This is a genomic window from Lederbergia citrisecunda (assembly GCF_018343695.1).
GTDB classification, from domain to species: domain Bacteria; phylum Bacillota; class Bacilli; order Bacillales; family Bacillaceae_C; genus Lederbergia; species Lederbergia citrisecunda.
The window spans coordinates 2407690-2423660 of record NZ_JAGYPJ010000001.1 but is presented as its reverse complement, the minus strand read 5'-3'; the positions used below and the strand labels follow the sequence as shown (position 1 = coordinate 2423660).

Here is a 15971-nt window from a genome sequence, read left to right as displayed (position 1 = left end):
TCAATATGAATGATTCAACTGAGAAAAGAGTTGGAAACTTCATAAGAACCATTAAATTTTATAAATAGGTGTAAAAGCCGGCTTTTGGGCTTTTACAAGAAAACAAACTTTAAGCAAATAGCCTTAAGATAAGATAAAAGGGATGCTCTCTTTGTTTGGGACATCCCTTTACAATTATTATGAAGGGGCTTGGTGAACGTGCAAATCCCACAAATTAGAATGGAATCTCAATTTGCGAAAATCGGGATGGAAACAATACCAGCGAGACAATCTATACAGCAACCTAACGCTGATCTTCATATCGAGCAGCCTCTTGCTGACATGAAGATGCGTACGATCCCAGGTAGGCTAACGATTGATCAATCGTTAGCATGGGAAGATATGGATATAAAAAGTATTTTTCAACGTGTGAGGGAAAATGCGGTACGTGGTAGGCAGAAGCTTTTAGAAGGAATTGCCCGAGTCGCAAGAGAAGGTGATGAAATGCTTGATATTCATTCAGGACGAGATGTTCTCGTAGAGCAGGCAAAGCGAAAAGCAAATCCCCCACCCGTTGATACGAATATCACTTGGGTACCTTCCACTTTTTCTGTTAAAATTCATTTTGAGCCTGGTAAAACAGATATTCAATTCCAGACAAGAAAACCAGTTATTGATGCCAGAATAAGAAAACCAATTATTTCGTATGTGCCGGGAGATGTGAATATTTATTTAAGACAACAAAACAGTTTAAAGATTGACTTTGTAAAATAGAAAGTGGAGCGTGAACTTATGTACATACAAACTAAATACCACGGCGAAGTCGAAATCCAAAATAATGAAATTTTAACATTTGAAAAAGGCATCCCTGGATTCCCTGATGAAAAGAAGTTTACATTGTTGCCATTGCCGGATATGTCATCGGTATCGATTATGCAATCAGTAGAAACAGCGGGGCTAGCATTTGTTATCGCGGATCCATATAGCTTTTTTGAAAAATATGATTTTACTTTAGATGAAAATACAATAGAGCAGTTAGATATTAAAAGTGATGCGGACGTAAGCGCGTTCGTGATATTGACTGTTCATGATCCATTTGAAAAAAGCACAGCCAATTTACAAGCGCCAATTGTTGTAAATGTAAAAACGAATTCCGCAAAACAAGTTATTTTAAACAACGAAAACTATCAAACAAAACACCCGCTTTTCGGGCAACTAGCAAAGGGGTGACGAGATGCTCGTACTGACAAGGAAAAAAGGCGAATCCATTCAAATCGGAGACGACATCGAAATCACCATTGCTTCTATTAAAGGGGACCAAGTCAAAATTGGTATCAACGCACCGAAGAATGTCGAAATTCATCGGAAAGAAGTGTGGCTGGATATCCAAAGTGAGAATACTGCTGCATCTGCAGGAGTAAGTGATTTGTTTGGAATAATAGCAAATGCGAAAAAATAAAAGCGTAAGGAAACTGTCAATCGAAGAGAATTGACAGTTTTTTATTTTTTATCCTTAAAAACTATTAAACATTCCTTAAACCATGACGATATTACTAATGAAGCGAATCACAGAGGGCGGCCGACTCTAAACATTCGCAAAAAAAATACGATTCACAAGGACGTGAATCGCACATTCAAGGAGGAAAAAACAAATGATTATCAATCATAATATTGCGGCGTTGAATACTCATCGTCAATTGGGTGTTGCTTCAGGTGCACAAGCTAAATCAATGGAGAAGCTATCTTCAGGGCTTCGTATCAACCGCGCAGGTGATGACGCAGCTGGTTTAGCAATTTCGGAAAAAATGCGTGCACAAGTACGTGGGCTTGACCAAGCTTCACGTAACGCACAAGACGGAATTTCCCTGATTCAAACAGCTGAAGGTGCCATGACTGAGACACACTCTATTTTACAACGTATGCGGGAATTAGCTGTACAATCTGCAAATGATACAAATGATGATACTGTTGATCGTAAAGCTCTTGATCAAGAGTTTACAGACCTGAAAACTGAATTAACAAGAATTCAAACGGATACTAAGTTTAATGGTAAGGCATTGTTAAATGGTTCAGCTTCCTTTGTTATACATGTAGGTGCTGATGCAAGCCAATCAATTACTGTTGCGAGTGGACAAGATGTATCAGCAGCAGGATTATCACTAACTACTATTAAAGTAGATGATCAAACTAACTCTGATGCTGCTATAACAGCTGTTCAAACAGCGATTGATAAGGTTTCAACTGAACGTGCTAAATTCGGTGCTCTACAAAACAGATTAGAACATACAATCAACAATTTAAACAATGCATCAGAAAACCTAACTGCAGCTGAATCACGTATTCGTGACGTAGATTATACTGAAGCCGCATAAAGCGGTAAAAGGTACAGTCGTCCTGACTGGTAACGGTCAGTGATTATGATCGGGTGAAATGCTGGAAACCCTTTAGAGCTTTCTTCCCCACAGCGGAGCTGGAAACGGCAAACGCGATGGGCTAAAAAGAAGAAAGATTAGGCAATCAGCAGCCAAGCTCCTGTCTCGAAAGAGTGGAGAAGGTTCAACGACTAGGATAAACCATCTAACGCTTAGGCTATGATGATGAAATCCATAGGTGAAACAATGTCCATCAGCATTGTGAATCCGAAGTGCCCGACCCCTACTAGATTTCTAGAGGGTGAAGATATAGTCTAGTCATTTGTGAAAGCAAATGTTCGCACGATGGCGAAAGAAATGATGGAACAAACGAAGAATTCTATTCTTTCACAAGCAGCACAAGCAATGCTTGCGCAAGCTAACCAAGCTCCTCAAGGAGTATTGCAATTGCTAAGATAATTTATTACTTTTGTTTAAAGACGGTTAGCTCTCTAGTGTCTTTTTAAAATCTATGAAATAATTTTGAAAATATTTTATTTGGCGAAATAAGTACTATGCATATTATTAACACGATCTACAAGGAAGTTGATCGCATATTCAGGGAGGAAAAAAATGATTATCAATCACAATATTGCGGCGCTTAATACACATCGTCAACTAGGTGCTGCTACAAATGCTCAATCTAAATCAATGGAAAAGTTATCTTCTGGTCTTCGAATTAACCGTGCGGGGGACGATGCTGCAGGGCTTGCAATTTCTGAAAAAATGCGTGCACAAATTCGTGGATTAGACCAAGCATCTCGTAACGCACAGGATGGAATTTCCTTAATTCAAACAGCAGAAGGTGCCTTGAATGAAACTCATGCAATTCTTCAACGTATGCGTGAATTAGCTGTCCAATCCGCAAACGATACAAATGATAACACTGTAGATCGTGTAGCAATTGACCAAGAGTTTAAGGATCTAGCTACGGAACTTACTAGAATTTCAACTGATACAAAATTTAATGGTAAAGCATTACTTGATGGTGATCCTGCTAACAAATTTGTTATCCACGTTGGAGCAGATGCGGGACAAGCTATTAATATTGATTTAACAACTACTGGTTTTGGAGCGGCTCAATTAGGCGGAGATTTAACTAATGATTCCCTGGCGAGTCAAGGTGGAGCGAATACAGCTATAACGAATGTTCAAACTGCTATTAATACTGTTTCTACAGAACGTGGAAAATTAGGTGCTTTGCAAAATAGATTAGAACATACCATCAATAATGTAAACAATGCATCAGAAAACCTAACAGCTGCAGAATCACGTATTCGTGACGTTGATTATACTGAAGCCGCATAAGCGGAATAGGTACAGTCGTCCTGACTGGTAACGGTCAGTGATTATGAACGGGTGAATTGCTGGAAACCCTTTAGAGATTTCTTCCCCACAGCGCAGTCGGAAACGGCAAACGCGAAGGGCTGAAAAGAAGAAAGATTAGGCAATCAGCAGCCAAGCTCCTGTCTCGAAAGAGTGGAGAAGGTTCAACGACTAGGATAAACCATCTAACGCTTTGGCTATGATGATGAAATCCATAGGTGAAACAATGTCCATCAGCATTGCGGATCCGAAGTGCCCGACCCCTACTAGATAGCTAGAGGGTGAAGATATAGTCTAGTCATTTGTGAAAGCAAATGTTCGCACGATGGCGAAAGAAATGATGGAACAAACTAAAAACTCAATTCTTGCACAAGCTGCTCAAGCTATGCTTGCTCAAGCTAACCAAGCTCCTCAAGGAGTATTGCAACTTCTTCGTTAATTTTAGATTAAGGGACTCTAGTTTTGCTAGGGTCTCTTTTTTGTATATGGGATTCTTTCTTTTCGAAATTTTATTAGAAGAGGTAAATTTAAAGTGGGATTATGCAATATTTACGGGAATACTTACGATAAGTATATAGCAGGAAATACATTTAAATCGATGGACTATGACGTTTAAAATTTAGAAGATACTTTCGATTACTTAAAGTATAATAATGAATCTTTTTTGAAGTTCAAAGGTAATAAATATACATGTCCCAGTAGAATTGCTATTTACGATATCTTGAATTAAAAACCATTTTTTTTGAGCCCTCTAAATGATATAAAAATGAGCATTAAGTTATCTGTAAATTGTAGTTTATATATGATACTTCGAACGATACTGAAAGCGAGAAAATCTCTCAACTAAAAGAACGCCTGAAAGAGTTAGAACTTCAAATGGCTAGTATTGAAGAAAAGAAAGAAGAAATTGCGAGCCTTACTCTAGGAAAAGCCGGCTATGTATTTATTATTTATTTAGTGACGATGCGGTCAGGGGGGAGCAGAAATTGCATAAAGAGTTAACAACAATAGAGTAAACAAAGTCAACTACCGTAAAGAATTCTTTAAAACAGAAATCTCTAGTTTGAAAGATATGGTTGAAGATATTGATCCTACTGCAGAATTTGTAACGACAATGCTCGCAGAAGAGTATAGGCAAACCTTAGCAATTGAAGAGTCTGTAGCAGTATAGAAATATTGAAATAGAAAAAACATGGTTACTCATACCGAGTTTTTCTATAACTACAAAAAACTATCTATAATTTTGGCTGGAAATAAAAATAAATGATTGTACCTGTACCAATGTTTCTCTAAGGTTGTTTGCTATAGCCTATGTAACGTAAAAACGAAGTGAAATTATAATTACATTACATAACTTTTATGGGAAAAGTAGCATATAAAAAAGAAGTTAAATACATCGTAGAGATTTTTTAATTAAAGCGTAATTGAGATGTCTGATAGAAATATATGATTGATGGAAATAATAAAGGAGGATGGGGCTAGTGAATCGGGACGAGTATGAAAAATTACGAACCAAGGCGCTTGAATTATTTGATAAGGCAAATATTATTTTAACAGAAGAAGAAAAAGACAATGTAGAGGTCGCAGATTTTGGATTAGGTAAAATAGAAAACACGGGATTGCAAGTAGTTACATACGTAAATACAGATTTAGTCTGTGCAAAGGAACTAGCATTACTTCCAGATCAAACTTGTCCAGAACATAAACATCCAACAAGAGAATTTGATGATGGAAAAGAAGAAACTTTCAGGTGCAGATATGGAAAAGTCTTTCTCTATGTTGAAGGAAAACCTGCAGAAAATTTATCTGCACAACCTCCAGAAGGTGATGGACAATATTACACTGTATTTAATGAGATTATTTTAAAGCCAGGCGAACAATATACAATATATCCTAATACTATTCATTGGTTTAAAGCAGGAAGTGATGGAGCGGTTGTATCTGAATTTTCCACTCGTAGCACTGACGAAGACGATATTTTTACAGATCCTAGGATTAAGAGGATACCAGAAAAAATTTTGTGAAATTGTATATGTTGCTGAAAAAAAATTTCATATATTTGTATTTTTTTAAGCCGTCCTCGATAAATGAGTAGGACGGTTTTGTTTGGAGAGGTAAAATACTATTGAATATCCGCTTCTCAATTTCTTCTTTGGTCTCTACATGGGCATATTTCTCCAAAAAGATAATTTGAATTCTCAAAGTTTTTATATCTGTTTTATACTTTTTTTAGTAAATTAATAAGAGACTATTTCCATTACTGAATTTCGAATAATACTTAAATCGTTGATTATTTAAATTAACATTCTTTTAAATTTGTATATTAGGAGAATAATTAATAGCACTTATATCGCAAATATGAATAATAATCTCGATTAATAATATTAGTAATTTAATAATTGTTCATTATCTTAATCATAATAAAATACTTTGAATTTCTTCAACAATAGTTCTTCGAATCTTTTAGTTCCTTCAATCGTAAACAGATAAATAGAATATCTGGAGCGTGAGTTCATGTCGAGAAATAATAAAACTGGCAACTATTTAGGAACTGGTTTAGCAAGCGGTATTGCAATAGGTGTAGCATTAGGCTTAGCCTTGGATAATGTTGTTCTCGGAATTGCTATTGGAATAGCACTGGGTGCAGGGATAGGAAGCGCCAATAGTAAAAAGAAATAACATGAAAATTTGCTAGAAACTTACTTCATTTCCCCCACTGTGATGTATATCACATCATGATTTTTGATTTATATTATATAATGAAAGAAAGACACATCGGGAGGTATGAAAGTGATGGAACCTCGTTTACAATCGCTCTATGAGGAAATTGGTGGAGATAAAATAGAGGAATTAGTCAATGCCTTTTATCCTCGGGTATATGCTGATCCGAATATTAGCCCCCTTTTTGAAGGGGATATAAATATTATTATGGAAAAACAAAGGAAGTTTTTGACTCAGTTTCTTGGTGGTCCCGCGCTGTATAGTATGGAATACGGTCCGCCTGCGATGAGGTATCGACATCTTCCTTTTAAAATAACTCCAAGCCGCGCAAACAGCTGGCTTCGTTGTATGAAGGAAGCCTTTGACGAGGTTGGCTTAAGTGATCATCCAGCAGGTGAAATGTTTTTTAGCAGGCTCACGCAAGTGGCTGGAATCATGGTGAATTCTGAAGAGGATGATTGAAAAGTCATCCTCTTCCTAATGAAGCGAGGGAATATCAGTGGTAACATTTTATAAAATATTAGTTATTGTCCATATATTTTCTGCAATCTTAGGTATGGGTCCAGGCTTTGTGTTGAGTCAAATTGGAAAATCAGCGAAAACAATTAATGAGCTAAGGCTAGCGTACAAAATCAAAAATCGTATACATATTTTTGTCATGATTGGTGGGACCTTATTACTCGTTTCAGGTTTGTTAATGGGAGCGGTTAACACAAGCTTATTTCGCCAAGGTTGGTATATTGTAAGTCTATTTCTCTTTTTACTCGCTCTTGCGATGGGGCCAATCGTTTTATCACCTATATCTAAACCACTTAAAGCAAAAATTGAAGAAGCACACGATGGTGACGAAATCCCTGAAGAATACGCTCGTGAAGGAAAGAAGCTTGTATTCTATGAACATATAGCAAGCTTAATATTTTTAGTTATCATCGCGTTAATGATTTTAAAGCCGTTTTAGAGTATGGATGCTCATAATGAACTGCTAAGTCGTGAACTAAACGAAAGAACTGAAAGGGCTAATACTAACTGCCTAACGACTATTAGAATTCGATTAACGGTTCTCTAAATGTCTAATAGGATTCTTCTAACAATTTATATCATTGACTCGCAAAACCAAGAAACTGAGTAAACAATTTTCAGACGAAATCAAAAAAGCTGTCACGAATGACAGCTTATCCTCAGTCTAGCAACAAATAAATATCCATTTCACCAATCTCATCCAGAAGAATCGTCAATTGAATAGCCTTTTCATAACCAGATAATGTAGTATTTCCTTCCATAATGGTTGGTGAGGTGATATCAGTTTTAATTCCATTTTCCACAATAATCGTCGATAAGCAGCCCGCAATCATATTTCCAAGTTCCCCACTGAAAGATGCCAGCATATCTCCTTCTAATGACATCCCAAACATGACTGCACTAATTGAACTAAAAACATTAGGTTCCGAAGATAATATTAATTTTCCTTTAATATCTCCAGTAATTCCAATCAGGACCCCGTACTGAAGTTGCAAAGATTTTTCTAATAGTTGTGGTTTTTTAATATCATGCTGGATCGGAACGACATTTTTAAATGAAGTGAATGTTCCATTTAACAAATCACGAACCGTTTTATTTCTTTGTTCGATGGATAATGACAATTTTAGACACTCTCCTTAAAAAAATTAGCTATTCTCAAAAAAGAATAGCCAAAAAGATTCTTATATTTAGTCGTGAATATAAGATAACAAAATTTGGCAACCAGGCGATCATAGTGATTAGGAAGTTTTTCCTATACACCTTAGACCCTTAGCTTTGCGTCCTACCTTTTCAAATAGTTTGCCTTTTCAATTTTGAATAACATGCGACTTTGTATTCAGTACTTTAGTATATAGCATTTTTCAACAAAATTCTACATTTTATGCAAAGATTAGCAATAGGAAGATTTATTTACTACTTAGCACAACATACATAAATCTGAATAGAAAGTGAAAAATAACAAAACACCATAATGGGAGATGATTTAATGAAAAGATATTTTATGATGATTGTAGCCATGTCCTTATTGCTTACTTTTTCTTATATCTCTCCAGTTTTTGCTGCAAAAAAACTGAAGACCATTTTGGAATATCGCCATGATGTGACAGGTGATGGTATTCCTGAAAAGATTACAGTATACGGCATTCCCCTTAAAGATAATAAAGATTACTATCAAGAAGTTTGGGCTGAAGTTGAGGGGAAAGGGATTCGTAAAATCAAAATAAACTGTGAAGGTGGATTTGAGCCGAAGCTTGAATTTGCGGATTTGAACCATGATGGTGTTGACGATATTCTTTATTCAAGTGCAAAAGGAGGGAGTGGAGGACTTTATAATTTTACTTTACATACTGTAAAAGGTGGAACCCTAAGCGAAATTCCCTTACCAGAACCACTCCCAATTGAAAGTTCTTTCCAAAACAACTTCAAGGCGGTTATGACGATTCCAGGAATTCAAAATCCAATTCAATTAGATCTTTCGGATCGTAAGGCTGATTACATCAGGTTAGGTCTTTATCAAAATAATGGAATGTTAAACGAACCTGCTGAATTGATAATTGATCCAATTGCATTTTTTAAAATCGTGAAAATCAAAGGGAAGGAAGAGTATGGTATAAAAAGCTATCGGCAAGTGAGCGGAGCATACCATGCTGATGGAATTGGAACTGTGGAAGTTCTTTTCTACTATAAAAATGGTCAGTGGATTACGGTTGATGTGCAGTGGAAAACTCCAAGATAACCCGGTGAGAAACAAATCTCACCGGGTCTTTCCATTTGTCTAGCTCCAGCGCCTATCGACTAGCAAACTTCTTGTCCTCTTCCTACGATAAGTCAACATCGACTCGTTCCTCGTCGTGTTTCCTTTATCTCATTCAGAGGCCCTGAAGTTTGTACGTCGATAAGCAAGGCGCTTCCGGTTTTCTAATTATCTAGTACGAAGATCAAGCCATTTAATCTCATCTTCTGTTAATTTAATATCTGCAGCTTGTCTGCATGATACCATTTCTTGCTTGTTTTGAGGTCCAATGATTGCAGCCGCTGGGAAGCTTTGGTTTAATACGTATGCTAAACTGATTTGGATAGTTTCCACGCCTTTTTCCTTAGCAAGCTGTTCAGCACGGCGGTAACGCTCCCAGTTGTCGTCATTATAAAATACGCGAACTAGATCTTCGTTGGAGCGATCTTCCGGAGTAAATCTTCCTGTGAAGAATCCGCGAGCTTGGGATGACCATGAGAATAGCGGCATGTTATTTCCTTCATGCCAAGCTAGCATAGGATCGTCTACTGAAACACATCCAGCCCAATATGGTTCTTGCGCTTTTGCAAGACTTAGGTTCGGGCTGCTGAATGAAAAGCCGACAAGTCCGTTCTTAGCTGCATAGTCATTTCCTTCTTGAAGTCTTTCGATTGACCAGTTAGACCCACCAAAAGCTCCAATTCGACCAGCTTCAACGTGTGCATTTAACGTTTCCAAAATTTCGCCAACTGGCACTTCTGGGTTATCGCGATGAAGTGCATATAATTCGACATAGTCAGTACGAAGTCTTTCCAAGCTGATTTTTAGTTCTTCGTCAATCGCTTTTTTGCTAACACGAGGTCCTTCGTGATTTGGATGAGCACCTTTTGTTAAAATGATGACGTCATCACGGCGTTTATTTTCTTCCATCCAAATACCGATTGCCTCTTCACTTTTACCACCATAATAAATGAAGGCAGTGTCAATCGTATTTCCGCCAATTTCCAAGTAGTTGTTTAATACTTCTGTTACAAGATCCATTTTTTCTGGTGTGAAATAATCGGACCCCATTACTAAGCTAGAAATATCCTTATCTACGCCTTTTACTCGAATACTTTTCATTTACGTTCAGCCCCTTTATTTTAAAATGATTCTTTCTCTTTTTTCTGCCGACTCTAAAGCTGCTTTTACTGCTCTCATATTTTTAATAATGTCTTCGAATGGGAATTTTACTGGTTTCCCATCTAGCACACTTTCTGCAAAACTATCAGCTTGCAGTTTATAAGAATTGATATTATCATCAGGAACGGTTTCTGTTTGTCCACCCTTAAAAATTTCATAGGATTGATCACCGAGGAATGCAGCCTTTAATACAATTCTTCCATCTGTTCCAAGGATCTCCAATTCATTGCGGAACTCTGCCCACATGGCACAATCAAATGTCAAGGCCACTCCATTAGAAAACTCTATCAAACCTGAAGCCATCATATCGACATTGCCATGTTCAGGTGAAAAAAAGGCGTGAGTCGTAACGGCTTGCGGTTCTTCCTCCAAAATGAAACGTGCGGCACTGATCGGGTAACACCCTACATCGTAAATGGATCCACCGCCCCATTCTTTCGTATAACGGATATTGTTGTAGTCACCGGCGTTATTAAAAGAAAAAACTCCGTGAATCCCACGTATTTCCCCGATTTCTCCATTCTTAATCCGTTTTTTAATATCCTGATATCTTTTTTGGTGGCGATACATGAAAGCTTCGGCAAGGACGACCCCAGCTTTTTCACATGCTTCTACCATTTCTACCGCTTCATGCTCGTTTAGCGCAATTGGCTTTTCACATAAAATATGTTTTCCTGCTTCCGCAGCTTTAATCGTCCATTCCTTATGTAAGTGATTCGGTAGAGGGATGTATACGGCATCAATTTCAGGGTCATTTAATAATTCTTCGTAGCTTCCGTATGCTTTCCTTATCCCTAACTCATTTGCAAATTCTTGAGCGTTTTCTAAAGATCTGCTTGCTACTGCAACAACTTCGTTTCGTTCTGATTCTTGAATTCCTGGTATAACAGAACGTTTACCAATACTTGCTGTACTCATTATTCCCCAGCGAACTTTCTTTTCTGACATTTAATTAAATCGCCTCCTTTTAAAAAGTAGTATAGCATAAACAAGTCCACTCGCCATTCATTTTGGTATCGTTTTCCATATTTTTTTAAAAATTCTAAAGTATAAAACTTTAAAAGGCTTTTTTTGTCTATCTACAAGCAAGGTTCTTGTCTATTTCCATAGGATAAGTCAATATTAATTCTCCTTGCATGTTATCATGTTTCCATTTCTAATTATGTCAAATTATTGAAATGATGGAAATGACTGTTGTAAAAAATATGTATCCATAGTATATTATAAGTGAAAAGAGATAGTGAAATAAATCACAAAGTTAATACTACAATATAACAAGCAATCATAAATTTTTTTAAAAAATCATGTGAAATATTTCACAAATACTCTTTATCAAAAAAAGATGGAGTGAGGAAAATGAAAAAATTATTTGATGACCGAGTCATCGGTATCCTATGGGCAGTGTTGAGAATATGGCTCGGGGTACAATGGCTACAGGCAGGGTGGCACAAAGCATTTGGAGGATTTGATGCAACAGGATTTATACAAGGAGCAATTGCAAAAGCAGGTGGAGAAGCACCAATCGTTCAAGGTTGGTACGCAGCCTTTCTAGAAAATGTCGCTCTCCCAAATGTAAACATATTTAACTTCCTAGTCGCTTGGGGTGAAGTGCTAATCGGAATCGGGTTAATCATTGGAGCATTGACAGTCCCAGCTCTCATCGCAGCGGGAGTCATGAATCTCAACTTCCTCTGGGCCGGAACAATTGCTACGAATCCAACATTATTACTAGCAGCATTCGTTCTTCTCATAGCATGGAAAGGTGCAACATACTATGGAGTTGACAGATTCTTAACACCTGCAGTAAAACAAGTCATTCAAAATCGAAAAGATAATAGAATGAAGAAAACTCCAAACGTACCCGCTGGTCAAAATGCATAGTTGCTGAAAAAGGATCGCTTTCTACAGGAAGCGGTTCTTTTTAATGAAAAAAATATTTTTCCCCTACAATTCTTCATATTTCTTCCGATAAATACAATACGAGTATTTATAATTTATAACACAAGGACGTGTTTAAATGGAATGGCATCATGCTCCCTGTATACTGCTTTTTAATAGAGAAGACCAATCTTTTTCGCTCATACATGATCGAAATAACATTTTTCAGCTGCATCGTTTGGCCATTAAATCGCAGCTATTAAAAATGGAGATTGGCAGTGAGAAAGGGATTGAACTAGTGATCGAAGATCGGCTTTTTGAAGTGACATCAAGTTCTCTTTCCGATAACGAGATCCTGTATATTCTTATTCCTCTTATCGAAAAAGGATTATTTGAAGCAGTTGAACTAGAAAGAACGCTTAGGGATCAGCAACAACGACTATTTGAATTAGCTAAAGCAAAAACGATATCTAAAGCGGAGATACAATCGATGCTACGAGAAATATGTGAAACTATTTCACTATTAATCAATTGCGATCGAGTAGGTATTTGGGTATTTAATGAGGAGCAAACCATTTTAACATGCCGAAATTTATACGATAGAAAAGCTCATAGACATCTCCTGGGGGTAGAACTAGAATCATCAAAAATGCCCCGATATTTCAAAGAGATTGTAAAGAATAGATCTTTAGCGGTTAACGATACAGAAACGGATTCGCGCGTGAAAGACTTAAATAAAGGGTATTTTCAACAAATGGGCGGCGTTAAATCACTACTTGATGTTCCATTGATTTTTAGTAATGGGATCGGCGGAGTGTTATGCTGTGAGTCTTTTTCAAGAAAGCAATGGTCTGAGTTAGATCAAACAATAGCTGGTATGCTTGCAGATATGGTTAGTTTTATTTTTGAACGATTGAATTGGATTGAAGTAGAAGGCAAAATGCTAGATCTTGCGTATATCGACCCGTTGACAGGCCTTTCTAACCATCATGCTTTTCTTGAACAAGTAAATGCAAAGATGAAAGAACTGAAGCCTGGGGAAAAACGATTGATGGTTTATTTGCAGCTTGACCAGTTTAATAGTATTCAAGATGTGCTAGGATATAGTAGTGGTGACGAAGTTCTTATGACAACAGCGAAACGTCTTCAAGAATCTATTCAGTCAAAAGGACTTGTCTCTCGGATTGGCTTCGGCCATTTTGCTCTATTTCTACCCGCGAATTCTAATGGAGAAGTTCAATGTGTAAACATGGAGGAAATTGCAAAAAGCCTTCATGCCCCAATGTTTATTCAAGGGCAGGATGTATACGTAACTCACAGCTATGGAGTCAGTATATACCCCGACCACGGACAAGATGCAAATAAATGTATTCAAATGGCACAAGTTGCGTTAAACACTGCGAAGAAAAGACACGCAAGATCTGTTAAGGCAAGATTTACAGAAGATATGATTAATATGATTGAGGATGATCTTCTTGTTGAAATGAACTTGCGAAAAGGTCTTGATTTAAATGAATTTGAACTTTATTACCAGCCTAAAATAAACAGCTTTACGGGTGAAATTATTGGATTTGAAGCGCTTATTCGCTGGAATCATCCAGAAAAAGGTCTAATTCCTCCACTCAATTTTATTGAGTTGGCAGAATCGACGGGGCTGATAATGGCGATTGATGAATGGGTAATTGAACAAGCCTTCATCCAACTGGAAAAGTGGAAGGAAAGTGGAGAACACGATTACACCCTTTCCATCAATATTTCGCCAAGACATTTTTTACATTCAAGATTAAATCTATTTTTGAAAGAATGTCTCGATAAATATGAGGTAAACCCTCGCCAACTTGTCATTGAAATAACGGAGAATGTGGCGATGGAGGATTTTGGTAGAGTGAAAAATAGAATATTTGAATTGCAGAACCTTGGTTTTTCAGTAAGCATAGATGATTTTGGAACAGGTTTTTCGGCGTTTCACTATTTGCAACATTTTCCAATTCAGGAGATTAAGATAGATCGTCAATTTATTCGTGATATAGCAAATAATGACGTGAGTAAAGGAATTGCTAAAACGATTATTGACCTCGCCAAATTATTAAATCTAAATGTCGTCAGCGAAGGTGTTGAAACGGTAGAACAGTGGAAAACACTTAAAAAATTGGGTTGTCCTCAATTACAAGGTTTTTATTTTTCAAAGCCTATGCCAATTAATGAACTTTATTCTTGGTTAGCAAGTTATGAACAAGAGAGAATTCCGTTACACTAAAAAATGCCCCTTTCGTTATAGGGGCATTTTTGTTGAAAGATCTACTTATTTTTAGAACCCATGTTTTTAAATTGATTCATGAGTTTATTGCGAGATTTTTCGTTTCTAAGTAAATAAGCAGCTCCAAGTGCAAGTGTTGTAAAAAGAGCTTTGTTTTTCATAATTGGCAATCTCCTTTAAGTAGATTTCTCATATCTTCTTATTCCCTATTTCCCGCGGAATAAACAAAGACTCGACATTTCCCGGGAAATGTCGAGTGAATAGCTAAAAGTATTTTTTGAATAGCTGTCTTCGTACTTTCTTTTGTTAGTATTAGTAATACGGATAATACGGATAAGGATACGGATAAGGATATGGATATGGATAGCCATATCCATAACCTGGTCCAGCTAGTAATGAGCCTGCTGCAAGGCCACCTAGAAAGCCAAACGGAAATCCAAATCCGAATGGTCTCCCAAATCCAAATCCAAAGGGTCTTCCAAATCCAAACCCTGGTCTCCCAAATCCACCAAATCCAAATCCAGGTCTCCCAAATCCACCAAATCCAAATCCAGGTCTCCCAAATCCACCAAACCCGAACGGGCGAATTCTTCTTTCATCGTTTTGGTCCAAAGGAACATGTTCATAACCATACATATGATCAAATTGATTCACGTGGCATCCTCCTATTTTATATTTTTTAACTTCACTTCATCATATGCGGTGTATAAAGGTTTGGAGCAATTAGGACAACTAAATGGGCACTTGTCTATTATAGAAGGGAGACTGGTACCCTTCGGTTAACATTGATATGAAAAATAATAATAATTTTATATTGGGGGTATTCACTTGAAAAAGTCATTTTTTATTTCACTGATAATTGCCGTTGTATTAATAGGATCGTTATCAGCACTTCATATTCCAATGCCATTTGTTATTGTCATAACGTTTGTATGCCTTTTTTTAATCATCCTTGCAACTAAGGTTTACTATATGTATGCTGCCAAGAATTTAACTAAAATAGAGCATTTTATGAAGAACAACCTAAAACAACCTCTAATTGCGTTGTATTATGGGGTAGCAAATGAAGAGGACGAGCTCGTTTCTGACTCGCTCGAAAAAATATTAAGAAGGTATAAAAAGCCACACCATCAAGCGATTTTTAAAACGATATATGCCTTGTATAAAAAAGATTTATCGGAAATGAAAAAGTATATAAATGAGATAAAACCACTTCCGTTTCTATATTATTATGAAGGTATTGTCTCAATTGAAGAAGGTAATTTTAACAAAGCGGAAGAGAACTCTGAGAAAATCGAAATAGTATGGATGAAACATGCGTTGTTGGCGGAACTGGAATTGAAAAAAGGGAATCGTGATAAAGCGGAAACATACGCCAAAACATCTCTTGACAATGCGACAGGAATGCAAAAGTACATGATTTATAAACACAATAATCGTCTGTTCACTTAAACAATTGGTAAAG

At 36.9% G+C, this 15971-nt stretch carries 18 protein-coding genes, 1 pseudogene and 1 riboswitch; of the genes and pseudogenes, 15 read left to right on the top strand and 4 right to left on the bottom strand.

Annotated elements, in window-relative coordinates; genetic code table 11:
• Positions 1 to 219: 219 nt before the first annotated feature.
• The 11 genes and pseudogenes from KHA93_RS12215 (at position 220) to KHA93_RS12165 (ending at position 7395) form a co-directional block, all read left to right on the top strand.
• Positions 220 to 753, top strand: a complete 534-nt coding sequence (locus KHA93_RS12215) for a DUF6470 family protein (protein ID WP_233711139.1) — start codon at positions 220 to 222, stop codon at positions 751 to 753.
• Positions 754 to 771: 18 nt separating this feature from the next.
• On the top strand, positions 772 to 1209 hold the full coding sequence (gene fliW, locus KHA93_RS12210; protein ID WP_213110981.1) for a flagellar assembly protein FliW: 438 nt from the start codon (positions 772 to 774) through the stop codon (positions 1207 to 1209).
• A gap of 4 nt (positions 1210 to 1213) precedes the next feature.
• The gene (gene csrA / locus KHA93_RS12205) at positions 1214 to 1438 is read left to right on the top strand and encodes a carbon storage regulator CsrA (protein ID WP_213110980.1); all 225 of its coding nucleotides are present in this window, start codon (positions 1214 to 1216) and stop codon (positions 1436 to 1438) included.
• A gap of 193 nt (positions 1439 to 1631) precedes the next feature.
• Entirely contained in the window at positions 1632 to 2351 is a 720-nt protein-coding gene (locus KHA93_RS12200) for a flagellin N-terminal helical domain-containing protein (RefSeq protein WP_213110979.1), read from the top strand.
• A 345-nt stretch (positions 2352 to 2696) separates the two neighbouring features.
• Positions 2697 to 2810: pseudogene (locus tag KHA93_RS23245) on the top strand (flagellin); the annotation flags it as partial.
• A gap of 153 nt (positions 2811 to 2963) precedes the next feature.
• A complete protein-coding gene (locus KHA93_RS12190; RefSeq protein ID WP_213110978.1) occupies positions 2964 to 3698 on the top strand; it encodes a flagellin N-terminal helical domain-containing protein in 735 nt (244 codons plus the stop codon).
• A 322-nt stretch (positions 3699 to 4020) separates the two neighbouring features.
• Positions 4021 to 4155 carry a flagellin gene (locus KHA93_RS12185; RefSeq protein WP_432806315.1) on the top strand — a complete coding sequence of 45 codons (135 nt, stop codon included), beginning with the start codon at positions 4021 to 4023 and terminating at the stop codon, positions 4153 to 4155.
• Positions 4156 to 5188: 1033 nt separating this feature from the next.
• A complete protein-coding gene (locus KHA93_RS12180; protein WP_213110977.1) occupies positions 5189 to 5740 on the top strand; it encodes a D-lyxose/D-mannose family sugar isomerase in 552 nt (183 codons plus the stop codon).
• 490 nt (positions 5741 to 6230) lie between these two features.
• Complete coding sequence (locus KHA93_RS12175) at positions 6231 to 6395, top strand: glycine zipper domain-containing protein (RefSeq protein ID WP_213110976.1); 165 nt, start codon at positions 6231 to 6233, stop codon at positions 6393 to 6395.
• Between the two features lie 114 nt (positions 6396 to 6509).
• Complete coding sequence (locus KHA93_RS12170) at positions 6510 to 6899, top strand: globin domain-containing protein (RefSeq protein ID WP_213112896.1); 390 nt, start codon at positions 6510 to 6512, stop codon at positions 6897 to 6899.
• A gap of 37 nt (positions 6900 to 6936) precedes the next feature.
• Entirely contained in the window at positions 6937 to 7395 is a 459-nt protein-coding gene (locus KHA93_RS12165) for a DUF2269 family protein (protein WP_213110975.1), read from the top strand.
• A gap of 220 nt (positions 7396 to 7615) precedes the next feature.
• Here the strand turns inward: KHA93_RS12165 and KHA93_RS12160 are convergent, their stop codons facing one another.
• Positions 7616 to 8077 carry a chemotaxis protein CheX gene (locus tag KHA93_RS12160; RefSeq protein WP_213110974.1) on the bottom strand — a complete coding sequence of 154 codons (462 nt, stop codon included), beginning with the start codon at positions 8075 to 8077 and terminating at the stop codon, positions 7616 to 7618.
• A 92-nt stretch (positions 8078 to 8169) separates the two neighbouring features.
• Positions 8170 to 8270, bottom strand: a riboswitch (cyclic di-GMP riboswitch).
• 172 nt (positions 8271 to 8442) lie between these two features.
• Here KHA93_RS12160 and KHA93_RS12155 point away from each other — a divergent pair.
• The gene (locus KHA93_RS12155) at positions 8443 to 9192 is read left to right on the top strand and encodes a YybI family spore inner coat protein (RefSeq protein ID WP_233711138.1); all 750 of its coding nucleotides are present in this window, start codon (positions 8443 to 8445) and stop codon (positions 9190 to 9192) included.
• Between the two features lie 186 nt (positions 9193 to 9378).
• Here KHA93_RS12155 and KHA93_RS12150 read toward each other — a convergent pair whose 3' ends face one another.
• A complete protein-coding gene (locus KHA93_RS12150; protein WP_213110973.1) occupies positions 9379 to 10311 on the bottom strand; it encodes an aldo/keto reductase in 933 nt (310 codons plus the stop codon).
• Positions 10312 to 10326: 15 nt separating this feature from the next.
• Complete coding sequence (locus KHA93_RS12145) at positions 10327 to 11319, bottom strand: Gfo/Idh/MocA family protein (protein WP_213110972.1); 993 nt, start codon at positions 11317 to 11319, stop codon at positions 10327 to 10329.
• A gap of 408 nt (positions 11320 to 11727) precedes the next feature.
• Between KHA93_RS12145 and KHA93_RS12140 the strand changes: the two genes are divergently transcribed.
• Both KHA93_RS12140 and KHA93_RS12135 read left to right on the top strand, forming a co-directional pair.
• Positions 11728 to 12252 (top strand): DoxX family protein, encoded by a 525-nt coding sequence (locus KHA93_RS12140; protein ID WP_213110971.1) that lies wholly within the window; start codon positions 11728 to 11730, stop codon positions 12250 to 12252.
• Between the two features lie 136 nt (positions 12253 to 12388).
• Positions 12389 to 14506 carry a sensor domain-containing phosphodiesterase gene (locus KHA93_RS12135; protein ID WP_213110970.1) on the top strand — a complete coding sequence of 706 codons (2118 nt, stop codon included), beginning with the start codon at positions 12389 to 12391 and terminating at the stop codon, positions 14504 to 14506.
• Positions 14507 to 14818: 312 nt separating this feature from the next.
• Here the strand turns inward: KHA93_RS12135 and KHA93_RS12130 are convergent, their stop codons facing one another.
• Positions 14819 to 15160, bottom strand: a complete 342-nt coding sequence (locus KHA93_RS12130) for an inner spore coat protein YmaG (protein ID WP_213110969.1) — start codon at positions 15158 to 15160, stop codon at positions 14819 to 14821.
• Between the two features lie 174 nt (positions 15161 to 15334).
• Here KHA93_RS12130 and KHA93_RS12125 point away from each other — a divergent pair, with 174 nt between their 5' ends.
• Complete coding sequence (locus tag KHA93_RS12125; RefSeq protein ID WP_213110968.1) at positions 15335 to 15958, top strand: hypothetical protein; 624 nt, start codon at positions 15335 to 15337, stop codon at positions 15956 to 15958.
• Positions 15959 to 15971 lie beyond the last annotated feature (13 nt).